This window comes from Legionella taurinensis, assembly GCF_900452865.1.
Classification (GTDB): Bacteria; Pseudomonadota; Gammaproteobacteria; order Legionellales; family Legionellaceae; genus Legionella_C; species Legionella_C taurinensis.
In genome coordinates this window covers 2,461,445-2,475,694 of the sequence record NZ_UGOZ01000001.1, presented here as the reverse complement: position 1 = coordinate 2,475,694, position 14,250 = coordinate 2,461,445, and the positions used below count along the sequence as shown (strand labels likewise).

The window sequence follows — 14,250 nt, the reverse complement described above, 5'->3', positions numbered from 1 at the left end:
ATGAAGAATAATAACCTACCAATCGGGGTGTTTGATTCAGGGATGGGCGGTCTCACGGTTTTGCGTGCCTTAAAAAGCACGCTGCCGCAGGAATCGTTCATTTATCTCGGGGATACGGCGAGGCTGCCCTATGGGACGAAAAGTCCTGATACGGTGCAGCAGTATGCGTCACAGATGGCCAAGGTGCTGGTTGAACGGCGCATTAAGGCCTTGGTAATTGCCTGCAACACCGCAACCACCGCAGCTTTGCCTCATCTGCAAGTCATGTTGCCGGACATTCCGGTGCTTGGCGTGGTGCAGCCCGGCGCCAGTGCGGTCATCGCCGCGACGAAAAACCAGCAGGTGGCGGTTTTAGCCACCGAAACCACCATCGCTTCCAAAGCCTATCAACGTTTAATCAACGAGCAATTGCCCGAGGCGGTCATTACCGCCAGAGCCTGCAGCGTGTTAGTGGCTTTGGCTGAAGAAGGCATGGTGGATAATGCGGTGGCCAAAGAAGCCCTGCGCCATTACCTTGCTGATTTTAATGTGCAGGACACCCTGTTGTTAGGCTGTACGCATTTTCCCGTGTTTAAACCCTTGCTGGGCAGGTTGCTGCCGGAAACAGTCACCATTGTTGACTCCGCAGAGGCCACGGCTAAGCGTCTAAAGCAGGTCCTCAGCGAGGCTGGCTTGCAGACTCAGGGCAATGGCCGTCAAATCAATTACCTAGTCACCGACTCGGTGGCCCGATTCCAACAGGTCGGGGAGATTTTTTTAGGCGAAGCGCTTCAAACAGAATCCATCGAACTCGTCGACGCCTGCCCCTAGCTGTTTTCACTGGGTTCAATCTGTTTGCCTCGCGCTGAACGGTGCCGCGCCAGCTTTTCAACATCAATGTAACGATCGGTCGTGGCGCTGGAACTGTGTCCTGCATCGTCCCGCACGTGTTCGCGCGGACGGATTTTAACGTCTTCTGAAATCCCCGTATGCCTTAACCAGTGGACGGTCGCTGAGGCCAGATGTTCCGCCTCTTCCATTTGATTGCTGGCCTGTAAATCCAGGGCCGCCAAATCAAAGCAGTGCTGCACCAGACGACGCAAGGGGGCGGTGTCGCTCATTGGGCCATTGCCGCGCAATTTGGGAATCAGCGGCGAATTGTCGGCCGGGGAGGGCAGGGCCGATAAACCTAAAAAACGACGCCATCGCGACAGGCTTTGCAGCATGGCATCGCTGACGGCAATCTGGCGCTCTTTATTGCCTTTACCGACGGTTGTAAACCACCAGTTGCCGTGGTTATCCCTGGCAAAATCATTCATGGTGGGAATCCAGCGATCGCTGGCAGCCAACTCCGAAATACGCAGGTACAGACCAAAAAGCAGGCTTAAGATAAAAAAAGTCCGCTCATGCTTTTCTGGATGCTCATTGGCTAGTTTTTCGGCGGCTCGAAGCACGGCTTCCCACTGGATTAAGCTTAAACGGCGGATAGGGGCGTTTTGCTGGCGTTTGCGGATGTACTTGCTCTTCTGGCGGATGAGCGCCACGGGATTTGCAATTAAATACTCTTCTGCAATCAAAAAATTAAACAGGGTACTTAAAATGGCAAAAATTTCCTGAATGGCGCCCTGGGAGAGCGTAAACTGGTCAACAGTGGGGCGATGACCCTGTTTAAACGCCGCCTTGCTGACGGTAACCACAAACGGACGCCATTCAGGATTAGGCTGCCTTAAGCCTTCTTTTTCAAGGTAGCGGGGGACTTTTTTGACGCTAATCCAGTTCTCGGGCGGATTCTGGCAGAAACGGATGAACTGGTCGATGTCCTCGCGTTTCAATTGTTTAAGCGTGGCTTTGCGGACATGCCAGGTCCATTGCAGCAAACGCTCCGCTTCCCGCCGATAACTGTTAAAGGTGCCCTGACTGCCGGTGTAGCTTTTTAAAAACTGCAGCGTGTAATAAAAATCAGGTTGAACGTCGGCATGGGGAAGCACAGCATGCTCGTGGTTTTTATGCAGGTGATCCAGGTTGTCAAACAGGGGTAGCAGCGGGGTTTTCATAATCATCACCAGTCTTTTTAAAGCTTATGCTACTGAGAAACCAGGGGCTTCGCAAACGGTAGAATCACGCATCCAAAATAGAAAGGGCTTTATTCGACCAGGCATGATAAAATAAATGCCCAGGTTATTGATTTTACGTTTTGCTGCTAGTATTATCTGCGCTCTGTCCTAGGACGGGTTACGGGGTGTAGCGCAGTCTGGTAGCGCGCCTGCTTTGGGAGCAGGATGTCGGGGGTTCGAATCCCTCCACCCCGACCATTTAATGCGCCCGTAGCTCATCTGGATAGAGCATCGGCCTTCTAAGCCGAGGGTAGCAGGTTCGAATCCTGCCGGGCGTGCCAGCCTAGTGCAGATTCAAGAATATGTCGTTATGGTGAGCGTAGCTCAGTTGGTAGAGCCCCGGGTTGTGATCCCGGTTGTCGTGGGTTCGAGTCCCATCGTTCACCCCATTTAAATCAAGCCAAATACAATTCATGTCGAGATTCACAGAGAGTCTTTACAAGACTCACGTACTGTCCGATAATTCCACCCTGTTTTGCGAAAGTGGCGGAACTGGTAGACGCGCTGGATTTAGGTTCCAGTGGGGTAACCCGTGAGAGTTCGAGTCTCTCCTTTCGCACCATATTCATGTAAATTCATCAAGAGGTGACTAGATGCAAGTTTCTGTAGAAACCTTAAACGGTTTGGAACGCAAAGTAACGGTTTCGGTACCTACCGAACGAGTTGAAGAAGAGGTAGGCCAACGTCTGCGCGAGCTTGCCCGTAAAGCCAAAGTTGCTGGCTTTCGCCCCGGCAAAGTGCCCATGAATGTGGTAAAAAACCGCTTTTCTGACAGTGTTCGTGAAGAAGTCGCCCGTGAAATGGTTCAATCCACCCTGTATGAGGCCCTGCAAAAGAACGAACTGGTGCCGGCAGGCCAGCCCATGGTCGAGCCTGAACAGCTCGAAGCGGGCAAAGATTTTCGCTACACTGCGACGTTTGAAGTATTCCCGGTCATTGACATCACTGAATTGAACCAGGATGAAATTGAAGCCATCGAAGCGCAAGTCAAAGACGCCGATGTGGACAACATGCTGGAAAAACTGCGCGAACAGAATAAAGAGTGGCAGGAAGTGTCCCGCGCTGTGGCAAAAGGCGACAAAGTGGTCATTGATTTCGAAGGTTTTCTGGGTGATGAACCTTTTGAAGGCGGCAGTGCAAAAGACTATGAATTAGTTCTTGGTTCCGGATCCATGATTCCTGGATTTGAAGACGGGATTGAGGGCATGAAGCCAGGTAAACCCACCGACATCAAGGTGTCTTTCCCTGCCGATTACGGTCACAACGAGTTGGCCGGAAAAGAAGCCACTTTCAAAATCACTGTGAACAAGGTCTTTGAAGGTCAATTGCCTGAATTGAATGACGCTTTCGCGGAGAAATTCAACATTAAGGAAGGCGGCATTGACGCGCTCAAAAAAGACATTAAAGACAACATGACGCGTGAACTCGAACGCCGTGTCAGCGCCATGAACCGCGAAAAAATCTTTGATAAATTATTGTCTGCCAATCCGTTTGATTTGCCTGTGGCGTTAATTGACAATGAAATTGCCCACTTAAAGCATGAAATGTATCACCGCTTATTTGGCCACGAACACCATGACAATGAAAAAATCCCTGATTTCCCGCGTGCGCTGTTCGAAGAACAGGCCAAGCGTCGTGTGCATCTCGGACTTTTATTCTCCGAATACGTCAAAAAGCATGAACTCACTACGGAAAAAGAGCGTGTGGATGCTATGATTGATAAATTTGCCAGTGCTTATGAAAATCCGGACGAACTGCGCAGCTGGTACAAAGCCAGCAAAGAACGTCTGGGCGAAGTCGAAGCCCTGGTCATGGAAGAAGTCGTTGCCGAAAAGATCAGTGAAAATGCAAAAATGGTTAAAAAACAACTGTCTTACGACGACGTCATGAACCCCAAAAAGGATACTGAGAAGAAAGGAGAGTAAGGATGCCGGGCTATTCAGACGATGTAATCAGAAATGCCAGCGGCTTAGTGCCGATGGTGATTGAGCAAACCTCGCGAGGGGAGCGCTCCTATGACATTTACTCCAGATTATTAAAAGAGCGCATTATCTTCCTTCTGGGTGAAGTCGAAGACCACATGGCTAATCTGGTTGTAGCTCAGCTTCTGTTCCTTGAATCAGAAAATCCGGATAAGGACATTTCCTTGTACATTAACTCCCCTGGCGGGGTGGTGACTGCGGGTTTGGCCATTTATGACACCATGCAGTTCATCAAACCCGATGTCAGCACCCTGTGTATCGGCCAGGCTGCCTCTGCCGCCGCGCTGCTGCTTTGCGCCGGCGCTGACGGCAAGCGGTTTTGCCTGCCCAATGCCCGCGTGATGATTCATCAGCCTTTAGGCGGTTACCGCGGCCAGGCGACAGACATTGAAATTCACGCACGTGAAACGCTGGCTGTCAGGGAGCGATTGAACAATATCATGGGTAAACACACCAAAAAGACGCCTGACCAAATCATGCGGGATACCGAAAGGGACAACTTTATGAGTGCGACCCAGGCGATGGAATACGGGTTAATTGACAAGGTCCTCTACGATCGTAATGCTCTTGCGAGCGAAGTGTAATTCAGACGGCTACGAAAAGCACAGGCAACTGTTAAGTTTTCGTAGCCGCATTGCCTTTATTTTTTCAATTGTCTAAAATTTTACTAGATTGCCACAGATAATGGCATAAAGTAAGAAAGGGGTTTATCAATGAGTAAAACTGGTAACAGCGATGGGGATAAAATTCTTTATTGTTCATTCTGCGGAAAAAGCCAGCATGAAGTCAAGAAGTTAATCGCTGGCCCTTCCGTATTCGTCTGTGACGAGTGCGTGGAATTATGTAACGATATTATTCGTGAAGAAACACAGGATGTGGCGGAAGAATCAGAATCCCATTTACCGACGCCCCGTGAGATTTCACAGTTCCTGGATGAGTACGTTATTGGTCAACCTCATGCCAAGAAAGTCCTGTCAGTCGCTGTGTACAACCATTACAAGCGCCTGCAGCATAAAACCGAGGACGGCATCGAGCTTGGCAAGAGTAATATTCTGCTGATTGGACCGACAGGAAGCGGTAAAACCCTCCTGGCTCAGACCCTGGCCCGTTTGTTGAATGTACCGTTTACCATGGCAGACGCCACGACACTGACCGAAGCCGGTTATGTGGGGGAAGACGTTGAGAATATCATTCAAAAACTGCTGCAAAAATGCGATTACGATGTGGAAAAAGCCCAGCAGGGCATTGTCTACATCGATGAAATCGATAAGATTTCACGAAAATCTGACAACCCGTCGATAACGCGCGATGTCTCCGGCGAAGGGGTCCAGCAGGCCTTGTTGAAACTAATTGAAGGCACGGTGGCTTCTGTTCCTCCTCAAGGCGGCCGTAAACACCCGCAGCAGGAGTTTTTGCAGGTCGATACCTCCAACATCCTGTTCATTTGCGGCGGTGCTTTCGCCGGTCTTGAAAAAGTCATCCGCGAGCGCAGCGACAAATCCGGCATTGGTTTTGCCGCCCAGCTTAAAAACCAGAAAGACAGCAAGATCAATGAAAAGATTCTGGAATCCCTGGAATCCGAAGATTTGGTGAAATACGGCTTGATTCCTGAGTTTGTAGGCCGTCTGCCAGTGGTCACTACCCTGCACGAGCTGGATGAAGAGGCCTTGATCGACATTCTGACGCGGCCGAAAAATGCGCTGACAAAACAATTCCATGCCTTATTCAAAATGGAAGACGTGGAACTGGAGTTTCGTGATGAAGCCTTGCATCAAATCGCCAAAAAGGCATTGGAGCGAAAAATAGGTGCTCGCGGTCTGCGCGCCATCCTTGAAAATATTCTTTTAGATACCATGTATGATCTACCTTCCCTGGATGGGATTAAGAAAGTGGTGATTGATGAGAATGTTGTCAACAATACCGGTAAACCTATCCTCATCTTCGAAGGTGACGAGAGCAAGCAATCTGCCGCTGGCGGTTAAGCGCTGTTTTTTTACACCTTGTCGTTAGATTGCCATTGATTTTTAAGAAATCAATGGCAAGTGTCCCAATCTTATATGCGTCTAAGCTGTTTTGATATAAATTGGTAATGATACTTGGGATAATCGTCTGAAGAAGGGCTTATTATGTCTAGTGAAAATAAATTCATATCGAATGAAAGCGAATTGGTGTCACCATTACCTGTACTGCCGCTTCGTGATGTCGTGGTATACCCTCATATGGTTATTCCGCTTTTTGTGGGAAGGGAAAAATCCATCAAGGCCCTGGAAGCGGCGATGGTGGACAATAAACAGATTTTTTTAGTCGCTCAACGCAAATCATCCAATGACGATCCAACGCCGGAGGATGTGTTTAGTGTGGGCACCGTATCGAGTGTTCTGCAACTATTAAAATTGCCTGACGGCACCGTCAAAGTCCTGGTTGAAGGCGAGGTGCGGGCCAAAGTGGTGTCTTACAATCAGGAACATGGTTATCTCGAAGCCAGTCTTGAGCCAATGCACGAAGTCAATGAGAGCCATAAAGAGCAGGAAATTGAAATCATCATGCGCTCGCTGATGTCTCAGTTTGAGCAATACATCAAACTTAACAAAAAAATCCCACCCGAAGTGTTAAGCTCCTTAGTCGGCATTGAAGAGCCAGGCCGACTCGCGGATACCATTGCTGCGCATTTGAGCATCAAAGTGGATGATAAACAGGAATTGCTGGAAATTGTCGATGTCGGTACCCGCCTTGAGCGATTGATGGCAGCCATTGAAGGTGAAATTGATTTACTGCATGTGGAAAAGCGCGTCCGCGGCCGCGTGAAACGGCAAATGGAAAAAAGCCAGCGCGAATATTACTTAAACGAACAAATCAAAGCCATTCAAAAAGAACTCGGGGAACTGGGTGAAGAAGGCAATGAGATTGAGCAGCTTGAAAACTCGATTAATAAAGCCGGTATGCCCAAGGAAGCCAAAATCAAAGCGACTGCTGAGCTGCAGAAACTAAAAATGATGTCGCCCATGTCGGCTGAAGCGACCGTCATTCGCAATTACCTGGACTGGATGCTGAGCGTTCCCTGGAAGCGTAAGAATAAAATTCAATTTGATTTGAAGAAGGCCGAGAAACTGCTGGATAAAGAACATTACGGTCTTGAAAAAGTCAAAGAACGAATCATCGAATACCTGGCGGTCCAGAAGCGCGTAAAACGCCTCAAAGGCCCCATTTTGTGTCTGGTTGGACCACCGGGGGTAGGTAAAACCTCTCTGGGACAGTCGATTGCCAATGCCACGGGCCGTACGTTTATCCGTATTGCCTTGGGTGGTGTGCGCGATGAGGCTGAAATACGCGGCCATCGCCGGACCTACATTGGTTCCATGCCCGGTAAAATCATTCAGAAACTGTGTAAGGCCGGCGTAAAAAACCCGCTGATTATGCTGGATGAGGTCGATAAAATGGCCATGGATTTCCGCGGTGATCCGGCTTCCGCCCTGCTGGAGGTGCTTGATCCGGAGCAAAACCATACCTTCAGCGATCACTACCTGGAAGTAGATTATGACTTAAGCGATGTCATGTTCATCGCCACAGCCAATTCCCTGGAAATCCCCGCACCCCTGCTTGACCGGATGGAAGTCATTCGCCTTGCGGGTTACACCGAGGATGAAAAGGTCAATATTGCGCTGACTTACTTAGTTCCCAAGCAGGTTACGCTCAATGGTCTTAAGTCCGATGAAATCAACATCGGCGAGAGCGCGGTCAGGGAAATTATCCGTCATTATACCCGTGAGGCTGGGGTGAGGAATCTGGAGCGTGATATTGCCAGCATCTGCCGTAAGGTGGTGAAGGAAATTTTATCAAGCAAGAAAACCAGAAAAATCACCATTTCCCGGGCCAATATTGAAAAATACCTGGGCGTTAAAAAATTCCGTTACGGACTGGCTGAACAGTTTGATCAGATTGGTCAGGTGACCGGACTCGCCTGGACAAGCGTCGGCGGTGAGTTATTAACCATCGAAGCCTCCATGATACCGGGTAAGGGCAAAACCATTCATACCGGCCAATTGGGCGAGGTCATGCAGGAGTCCATCCATGCTGCCATGACGGTGGTCAGAAGCCGTGCCAAAACCTTTGGGATCGCAGATGATTTCTATGACAAGAATGATTTCCACGTGCACGTGCCGGAGGGGGCAACGCCTAAGGACGGCCCCAGCGCGGGTATCGGCATGTGTACGGCGCTGGTATCGACGCTGACGCAGATTCCTGTAAGGGCTGATGTGGCGATGACCGGTGAAATTACTCTGCGCGGGCAGGTTCTGCCCATTGGCGGTCTAAAAGAAAAGCTCCTGGCTGCTCATCGCGGCGGCATCAAGCATGTCATCATTCCTGAGGAGAATTCCAAGGATCTGGAAGAGATCCCTGACAATGTCCTGCGAAAGCTGACTATTCACCCGGTGAAGACCATCGAGCAGGTTTTAGACATCGCTTTACAGCGCAGCCCCAGGGTTGATTCACCCATTTCAGAGGTAAATCCGGTGGTGACAACAAAAAGTTCAAAAAAAAATAAAAATAAGGATTTACACGCACACTAATAAGGGGTATATTTCATTCCGTTGCCCGCCACTGGCGGGCAGTTCAAGGATGTGGACGCTTAAACCGAGAAGATGCAGTTAATCGACTCAACTTATGGATGAATAACTGGATAGGGGAAAAGATGAAGAAGAGTGAATTGGTAGAAGCAATTGCTAGTAGTGCTGGTGTTACTAAAGCAGATACCAGTCGTGTATTAGATACTTTTATTGCGACTGTGACTGATGCTTTAAGAAACGGCCATGATGTTGTGTTACCAGGATTCGGTTCATTTTCAGTTGGCAATCGTTCTGCTCGTACAGGAAGAAATCCACAAACTGGCAAAACCATTCAGATCCCTGCTTCAAGAGTTCCAAGATTCAAGTCTGGAAAGAATCTGAAGGAAGCAGTACAGGAAGCGTAAGTTTTTTGGGTGCTTAGCTCAGCTGGGAGAGCATCGCCCTTACAAGGCGAGGGTCGCAGGTTCGATCCCTGCAGCACCCACCAAGAATTGGAGTGGTAGTTCAGTTGGTCAGAATACCGGCCTGTCACGCCGGGGGTCGCGGGTTCGAGCCCCGTCCACTCCGCCAGATTAACGCGCCGTATGGCGCGTTTTTTTTATCAACCGAGTTAATCTGAATTTCTTGCGTATTTACATTAAAATATGGAACTTCGAATATGTTGCAAAAGTTAAATGAACGCATACAGGGCGTTGTAGCCTGGGTAGTGATTATTCTGATTGCGGTAACCTTCACTTTATTCGGAGTCGACTATTACATGCAGTCTCATCAGGCATCAGATTCTGAAGTGACCGTTAATGGTGAACCCATCAGCAAGCAATCCTTTGAAATCAGTTATCGCCGTGCCCGCCAGCAGCGCGACCCTTCGCAAATGACAACCGCCAGTGAAGTGGCCTTGCGTAAGGAAGTACTGGAAAACATGATTGTCAATCAGATTACCGTGCAAGCGGCGAGAGGGGCAGGCTTTGAAGTGAGTCCTGAACAGGCCAATGCCGCCATCGTCAGCATTCCCCAGTTCCAACAGGATGGTCATTTTTCTACTGAACGTTACCAGCAGGCTCTAAGCGGTGCAATGTTCACGCCGGAGTCTTTTCAGAAAGAAGTGCGTCAGGGCATGCTGTTGAATCAACAACGGTTTGCCTTCATGGGCAGTGCCTTTGCTTTACCCGAAGAAATCAAACGCTTTGTCAAGCTGTACATGCAGACCCGCGATTACAATTACCTTGAAATTCCCACCTCGTTATTCACTGATCACATTAAAATTGATGATTCCCAGGTGGCTGCATACTACAAAAAGCATCAACAGCAATTCATCGAAGCGGAAAAAGTCAGCATCGATTACATTCGCCTGTCCATGCAGGACATCCGTAAAAACATTCAAGTCACTGACAGTGACATTCAGCGTTACTATGAAGACAATCAAAGCAATTTCCTGACACCTGCTCAATGGCAGGTAGCCCACATTCTGTTCGCGATACCGGACGACGCCAGTGTCGAAACGGAAAAGCAGATTAAGCAAAAGGCGGAGGAAGCTTATCAGGCACTGGAAAATAATCCCATGCAATTTTCTCAATGGGTAAAAACCATGTCAGCGGATAAATTGTCTGCGGCCAACGATGGTGTCTTGCCCTGGATTGTGGCTGGAAGTACTGAATTTGATAAGGCCCTGTCCGGCCTGACTCAGCCCGGCCAGATTTCTGCACCGTTTAAAACGGCTCATGGTTATGAAATCTTTAAACTCATCGCCTATAAGCCGGCCAAGCTTAAGCCGCTGACTGACGTGAAAAAAGAAATTTCCGAACAGCTTTCCGCTGAACTTGCACAGGCTAGTTATGCTCAGGTGTTGGAACAGTTGACGGATCTAAGCTACCAGACCCCCGATTCACTGTCGCCGGCAGCCGATGAATTGAAACTAAAAATTGAGCAAACCGAACCGTTTACCCGCCAGGGTGGCCAAAGCGACATTACCCGCAACAAGCAGGTTGTCAATACGGCATTCAGTCACGATGTGCTGGAGTTGGGCAATAACAGCGAACCGGTACAATTGGACAATGACAGCGTCATTGTTCTTCGGGTAAATAAACACATCCCGGCTTCCAAAAAACCCCTGGAACAGGTGAAAGAAACCATTGTTAAAAAACTAACTCTGCTGCAGGCGCGCAAAGAAGCAAAACAGTTAGGTCTTGATTTGCTCTCTACCAAGTCGGACAAGGGCAAGCAGGAAAAAATCATCGACGAGAAAAAATTGACCTGGCATGAAGTAGAACAGGCCACACGCGATACCGATAAAGCCGATGCCATGATCAATGACCTCGCCTTCAGCCTGCCGCGTGTCAACAGCCGCGAAGGTCGTAGTCTGGTCAATGGCGACTACGTGATTGTTCAGCTTAAAAAAATTAATGATGGCCGTTATTCTTCGCTGGATAAAGAGCAACAGGCAAGCCTGGCTCAGCAGATTGAATCGAGCTATGGCGTTATGGATTACGATCTGTACGTCAATAGCATTATCGCTAAAGCCAAAATCGAGAGACATCAGTAAATGGTATAAGGTTGTTTAGGGAGTAAGCGTATGGCAAAAAATTTTTCTGATAACATGCTGTCCCAGATGTATTTAGGTTTGGCGGCGGATTATAAGAAGCTCTTTGAGCAAAGCCCGGCATTAGCACCTGAACAAATTTACTGGACTCTTTATTTTAAAGTCTATGGCGAATTGGCTAATGATGGTTCTGCATTCTATGGTCTTGATGTTGAAGGGCAAGGCAAGGCCTGGGCTGTGTTTAACGCTTTTATCGCTTCCACGCCATTGTACAGTAATAATTTTGCCCAGTTACAGCAATTTCAGCGTGAAGAAAATATTAAAAACAAGCTTAAGAAGAGACAACAGCTCATTTTCATCAATACCGATCCCTATTGCCGACACGATGCCCTTTTTGATTGGGCCATGCTTAACCTTTATTTCAGTAGCCTTCACGCACACCATCACCATGGCGGATGGTGGGGCTCTCATCATCATGGTCATGGCAGCAATGACAGCATCAACGGCGAAGGCTTAGCTTTTTTAATTCTGCTGGTTCTTGTGCTTATTGCTGCAGTGTTGGCCTGTATCGCGCTTTATTACATGTTAAGTCAGACCCTGAATAGCTTAGAGCGCTTTGTCTGGAATGAAGGTTGGTTACAGGCGTTTATCACCCTGTCAAGCATGGCTGCTTTCACTACCGCTGGCGCCTTGTTGGGTACCATGGTGGTTGCATCGCCTTTGTCGGCGTTGGTTCTGGCGGCTGGAATCAGTAATCCCGTGGGGCTGGTTGTTTTTACTACCGTCTGCCTGTCACTGGCTTTAGGTGCCCTGGGTTGTTTTGCGACAAACAAATTACAAAAGTACCTTTTGAAAAACAACGATGCAATTGATCCCATGGATGCCTGCCGTTTTCAATTAACGGATTCAGAAATGAACGACTTGCTGGACGCAGGACTTGACCCTATTGCGGTCAAATGTGCCATTACAGCCCTTCGCGGAAGAATGGGTGAGGAAGGGGTTCCTGCGTTATTAACTCGCTGGTTTACGACCCGCGGCGGGGAAAAGCAAGCGATTTTAGCCCAGGTTCGTCAGCTAAGACGAGGCGAACTAGAGGAAATCAAAGTCGATGACATGACGTTCAATTTACGCCGTCCCCAGGTGTTTATACCTGCCTATTATTACAATGCACAGACGCAGGATTATGTTTATCAGACGGGCAATCTTTACCCGCAACTGAACGTGGTGCCTCCGTCACAGCCTGATGCTTACGTGCAACATCATCATGGCCATCCATCCAACATGGCATCCTATTCTGATTCACCGCCACCTTACGAGCCAACTCAACCGGTCTATGCGCCTACTGCGCCTAATTTCGGCTAGTCATCAAATCTCTGGGGCTGTCCATTGCGTGTGGACTAGCCCTCACAGCACCCATACGGCAACCAATTTCCGTGTTTATTCCAATCGGTTTAGCATCTGGCTGCGCCTCATTCTTTCAATCAATGCCCTACACATAAAGCCAGTAAAAATGAAATGGATTGACAGCAATGGGAGCGGTGAAGTGAAGCAAGCAGCGCGTGCTGGGTTAAGAACCCAGCATCACGTCAACAAAGAGGTTATTCGGTTAAATCCGACATGGAAACGGCATGGTATCCCGCATCCACATGGATGACTTCGGCAGTAATGCCTGAGGCTAAATCAGAGCAGAGAAAAGCGGCCGTATTGCCCACTTCTTCCGCAGTGACATTGCGGCGCATTGGCGTGGAATTGGCATAGGAAGCCTGCATTTTACGGAAATCCTTAATGCCCGCAGCAGCCAGCGTTTTAATGGGGCCTGCTGAGATAGCATTGACACGGATGCCTTTGGGACCAAGGCTTGCCGCGAGGTAGCGCACGGAGGCTTCAAGGCTGGCTTTGGCAATGCCCATGACATTGTAGTTGGGTACGGCCTTCTCAGCACCGTAATAGCTTAAGGTCAAAATGGACCCGGTGTCAGTCATCATGGGAAGAGCGGCTTTGGCCAGGGCCACCAGGCTGTAAGCGCTGATGTCATGGGCAATGCGGAACCCTTCGCGGTTCACGGATTCAACAAAATCGCCGCTGATTTGATCGGCTGGCGCAAAGGCTACGGAATGAATCACGATGTCAATCTCATTCCATTGGTTGCTCAGTTGCTCAAAAACGGCCTGGATATCCTGATCACTGGCTACATCGCAGGGGAACGTCAGGCTTGAACCAAATTCGGCCGCCATGGTTTCGACCCGCTCCCGTAACTTTTCATTTTGATAGGTAAAGGCCAATTGTGCGCCTTGCTCATGGAAGGCTTTGGCAATGCCGTAAGCAATCGAACGGTTACTGGCAAGGCCAACAATCAGAGCCTTTTTTCCATTTAAAAATCCCATCATATACTCCTCTAATCTTTTTTATGAGTCGCAAGCAGTTCGCGCATTTTGGCTTGAATCATGTCAATAGCAATCCGGTTTTCACCGCCACGGGGAACAATAATGTCCGCATAACGGCTTGAAGGCTCAATAAATTGCAGGTACATGGGCCTTACGGTGGTTTCGTATTGGTGAACCACGGATTCAAAGGAACGATGCCGTTCAACCACATCCCGTTTTAAACGGCGGGTCAGGCAGACATCCAGGGGCGTTGACATGAAAATGCGGATATCCATGATTTCACGCAGGGCTTTGTCGCTGAACAATAAAATCCCTTCCAGTACAATGATGGCATGCTGTCCCACCTTGCGGGTTTCAGGCAAGCGGATGTGTTTGGAATGGGAGTAAATGGGAATCTCTACCGACTCGCCATCCTGCAGGCTCTTTAAATGCTGACATAACAGCGCATGATCAAAGGCATTGGGGTGGTCGTAGTTGATTTTTTCCCTTTCGGCAAAAGGAAGATGGCTGTTGTCTTTGTAATAGGCATCTTCTGAAATCACAACCACCTGCTCAGAACCGAGTTCATTGACAATGGTATTGGCTAAAAGACTTTTGCCTGAGGCAGAAGGGCCTGAAATCCCGATGATAATCGCTTTTTTACTCATGATCGTTTCATACTTAAATTTGTGCAAATGGTAAGCGTTTATG

The 14,250-nt window shown here is 48.8% G+C and carries 11 protein-coding genes and 6 tRNA genes; 14 read left to right on the top strand and 3 right to left on the bottom strand.

Annotated features, from left to right (window positions below):
• Window positions 1–810, top strand: a complete 810-nt coding sequence (murI, locus tag DYE45_RS11305; protein ID WP_108290657.1) for a glutamate racemase — start codon at window positions 1–3, stop codon at window positions 808–810.
• On the opposite strand, the gene DYE45_RS11300 is transcribed toward murI, so the two are convergent.
• Entirely contained in the window at window positions 807–2,039 is a 1,233-nt protein-coding gene (locus tag DYE45_RS11300; protein WP_108290655.1) for a tyrosine-type recombinase/integrase, read from the bottom strand. The two genes, murI and DYE45_RS11300, sit on opposite strands and share 4 nt — an antisense overlap.
• 175 nt (window positions 2,040–2,214) lie before the next feature.
• On the opposite strand from DYE45_RS11300, the gene DYE45_RS11295 reads away from it, so the two are divergent.
• The 13 genes from DYE45_RS11295 to DYE45_RS11235 all read left to right on the top strand — a co-directional run bounded on the left by DYE45_RS11295 (window position 2,215) and on the right by DYE45_RS11235 (window position 12,538).
• Window positions 2,215–2,291 (top strand) — tRNA-Pro (locus DYE45_RS11295).
• A gap of 6 nt (window positions 2,292–2,297) precedes the next feature.
• Window positions 2,298–2,374: transfer RNA gene (locus DYE45_RS11290), tRNA-Arg, on the top strand.
• 32 nt (window positions 2,375–2,406) lie between these two features.
• A tRNA-His gene (locus tag DYE45_RS11285) sits at window positions 2,407–2,482 on the top strand.
• An 88-nt stretch (window positions 2,483–2,570) separates the two neighbouring features.
• Window positions 2,571–2,655, top strand: a tRNA-Leu gene (locus tag DYE45_RS11280).
• Between the two features lie 31 nt (window positions 2,656–2,686).
• Complete coding sequence (gene tig, locus DYE45_RS11275) at window positions 2,687–4,018, top strand: trigger factor (RefSeq protein ID WP_108290653.1); 1,332 nt, start codon at window positions 2,687–2,689, stop codon at window positions 4,016–4,018.
• 2 nt (window positions 4,019–4,020) lie between these two features.
• Window positions 4,021–4,659, top strand: coding sequence for an ATP-dependent Clp endopeptidase proteolytic subunit ClpP (gene clpP, locus DYE45_RS11270; RefSeq protein WP_058531055.1), 639 nt, complete (start codon window positions 4,021–4,023; stop codon window positions 4,657–4,659).
• Between the two features lie 129 nt (window positions 4,660–4,788).
• Entirely contained in the window at window positions 4,789–6,057 is a 1,269-nt protein-coding gene (gene clpX, locus DYE45_RS11265; RefSeq protein ID WP_058531056.1) for an ATP-dependent Clp protease ATP-binding subunit ClpX, read from the top strand.
• 144 nt (window positions 6,058–6,201) lie between these two features.
• Entirely contained in the window at window positions 6,202–8,643 is a 2,442-nt protein-coding gene (gene lon / locus DYE45_RS11260) for an endopeptidase La (RefSeq protein ID WP_108290651.1), read from the top strand.
• 122 nt (window positions 8,644–8,765) lie between these two features.
• Window positions 8,766–9,044: an HU family DNA-binding protein gene (locus DYE45_RS11255; protein WP_165481661.1), complete on the top strand. Its 279-nt coding sequence runs from the start codon at window positions 8,766–8,768 to the stop codon at window positions 9,042–9,044.
• 7 nt (window positions 9,045–9,051) lie between these two features.
• Window positions 9,052–9,127 (top strand) — tRNA-Val (locus tag DYE45_RS11250).
• 6 nt (window positions 9,128–9,133) lie between these two features.
• Window positions 9,134–9,210: transfer RNA gene (locus tag DYE45_RS11245), tRNA-Asp, on the top strand.
• Window positions 9,211–9,298: 88 nt separating this feature from the next.
• The gene (locus DYE45_RS11240; protein WP_115300920.1) at window positions 9,299–11,179 is read left to right on the top strand and encodes a SurA N-terminal domain-containing protein; all 1,881 of its coding nucleotides are present in this window, start codon (window positions 9,299–9,301) and stop codon (window positions 11,177–11,179) included.
• Window positions 11,180–11,209: 30 nt separating this feature from the next.
• A complete protein-coding gene (locus DYE45_RS11235; protein WP_115300919.1) occupies window positions 11,210–12,538 on the top strand; it encodes a hypothetical protein in 1,329 nt (442 codons plus the stop codon).
• 236 nt (window positions 12,539–12,774) lie between these two features.
• Here the strand turns inward: DYE45_RS11235 and DYE45_RS11230 are convergent, their stop codons facing one another.
• Window positions 12,775–13,560: an enoyl-ACP reductase FabI gene (locus DYE45_RS11230; RefSeq protein WP_108290643.1), complete on the bottom strand. Its 786-nt coding sequence runs from the start codon at window positions 13,558–13,560 to the stop codon at window positions 12,775–12,777.
• Window positions 13,561–13,571: 11 nt separating this feature from the next.
• Entirely contained in the window at window positions 13,572–14,207 is a 636-nt protein-coding gene (udk, locus tag DYE45_RS11225) for a uridine kinase (protein ID WP_058527274.1), read from the bottom strand.
• Window positions 14,208–14,250: the final 43 nt, after the last annotated feature.

Coding starts and splice junctions, on each gene's coding strand:
- DYE45_RS11235 (WP_115300919.1), top strand. CDS start 11,210: ATGGCAAAAAATTTTTCTGATAACATGCTGTCCCAGATGTATTTAGGT.
- DYE45_RS11240 (WP_115300920.1), top strand. CDS start 9,299: ATGTTGCAAAAGTTAAATGAACGCATACAGGGCGTTGTAGCCTGGGTA.
- clpP (WP_058531055.1), top strand. CDS start 4,021: ATGCCGGGCTATTCAGACGATGTAATCAGAAATGCCAGCGGCTTAGTG.
- lon (WP_108290651.1), top strand. CDS start 6,202: ATGTCTAGTGAAAATAAATTCATATCGAATGAAAGCGAATTGGTGTCA.
- clpX (WP_058531056.1), top strand. CDS start 4,789: ATGAGTAAAACTGGTAACAGCGATGGGGATAAAATTCTTTATTGTTCA.
- tig (WP_108290653.1), top strand. CDS start 2,687: ATGCAAGTTTCTGTAGAAACCTTAAACGGTTTGGAACGCAAAGTAACG.
- DYE45_RS11255 (WP_165481661.1), top strand. CDS start 8,766: ATGAAGAAGAGTGAATTGGTAGAAGCAATTGCTAGTAGTGCTGGTGTT.
- udk (WP_058527274.1), bottom strand. CDS start 14,207: ATGAGTAAAAAAGCGATTATCATCGGGATTTCAGGCCCTTCTGCCTCA.
- murI (WP_108290657.1), top strand. CDS start 1: ATGAAGAATAATAACCTACCAATCGGGGTGTTTGATTCAGGGATGGGC.
- DYE45_RS11230 (WP_108290643.1), bottom strand. CDS start 13,560: ATGGGATTTTTAAATGGAAAAAAGGCTCTGATTGTTGGCCTTGCCAGT.
- DYE45_RS11300 (WP_108290655.1), bottom strand. CDS start 2,039: ATGATTATGAAAACCCCGCTGCTACCCCTGTTTGACAACCTGGATCAC.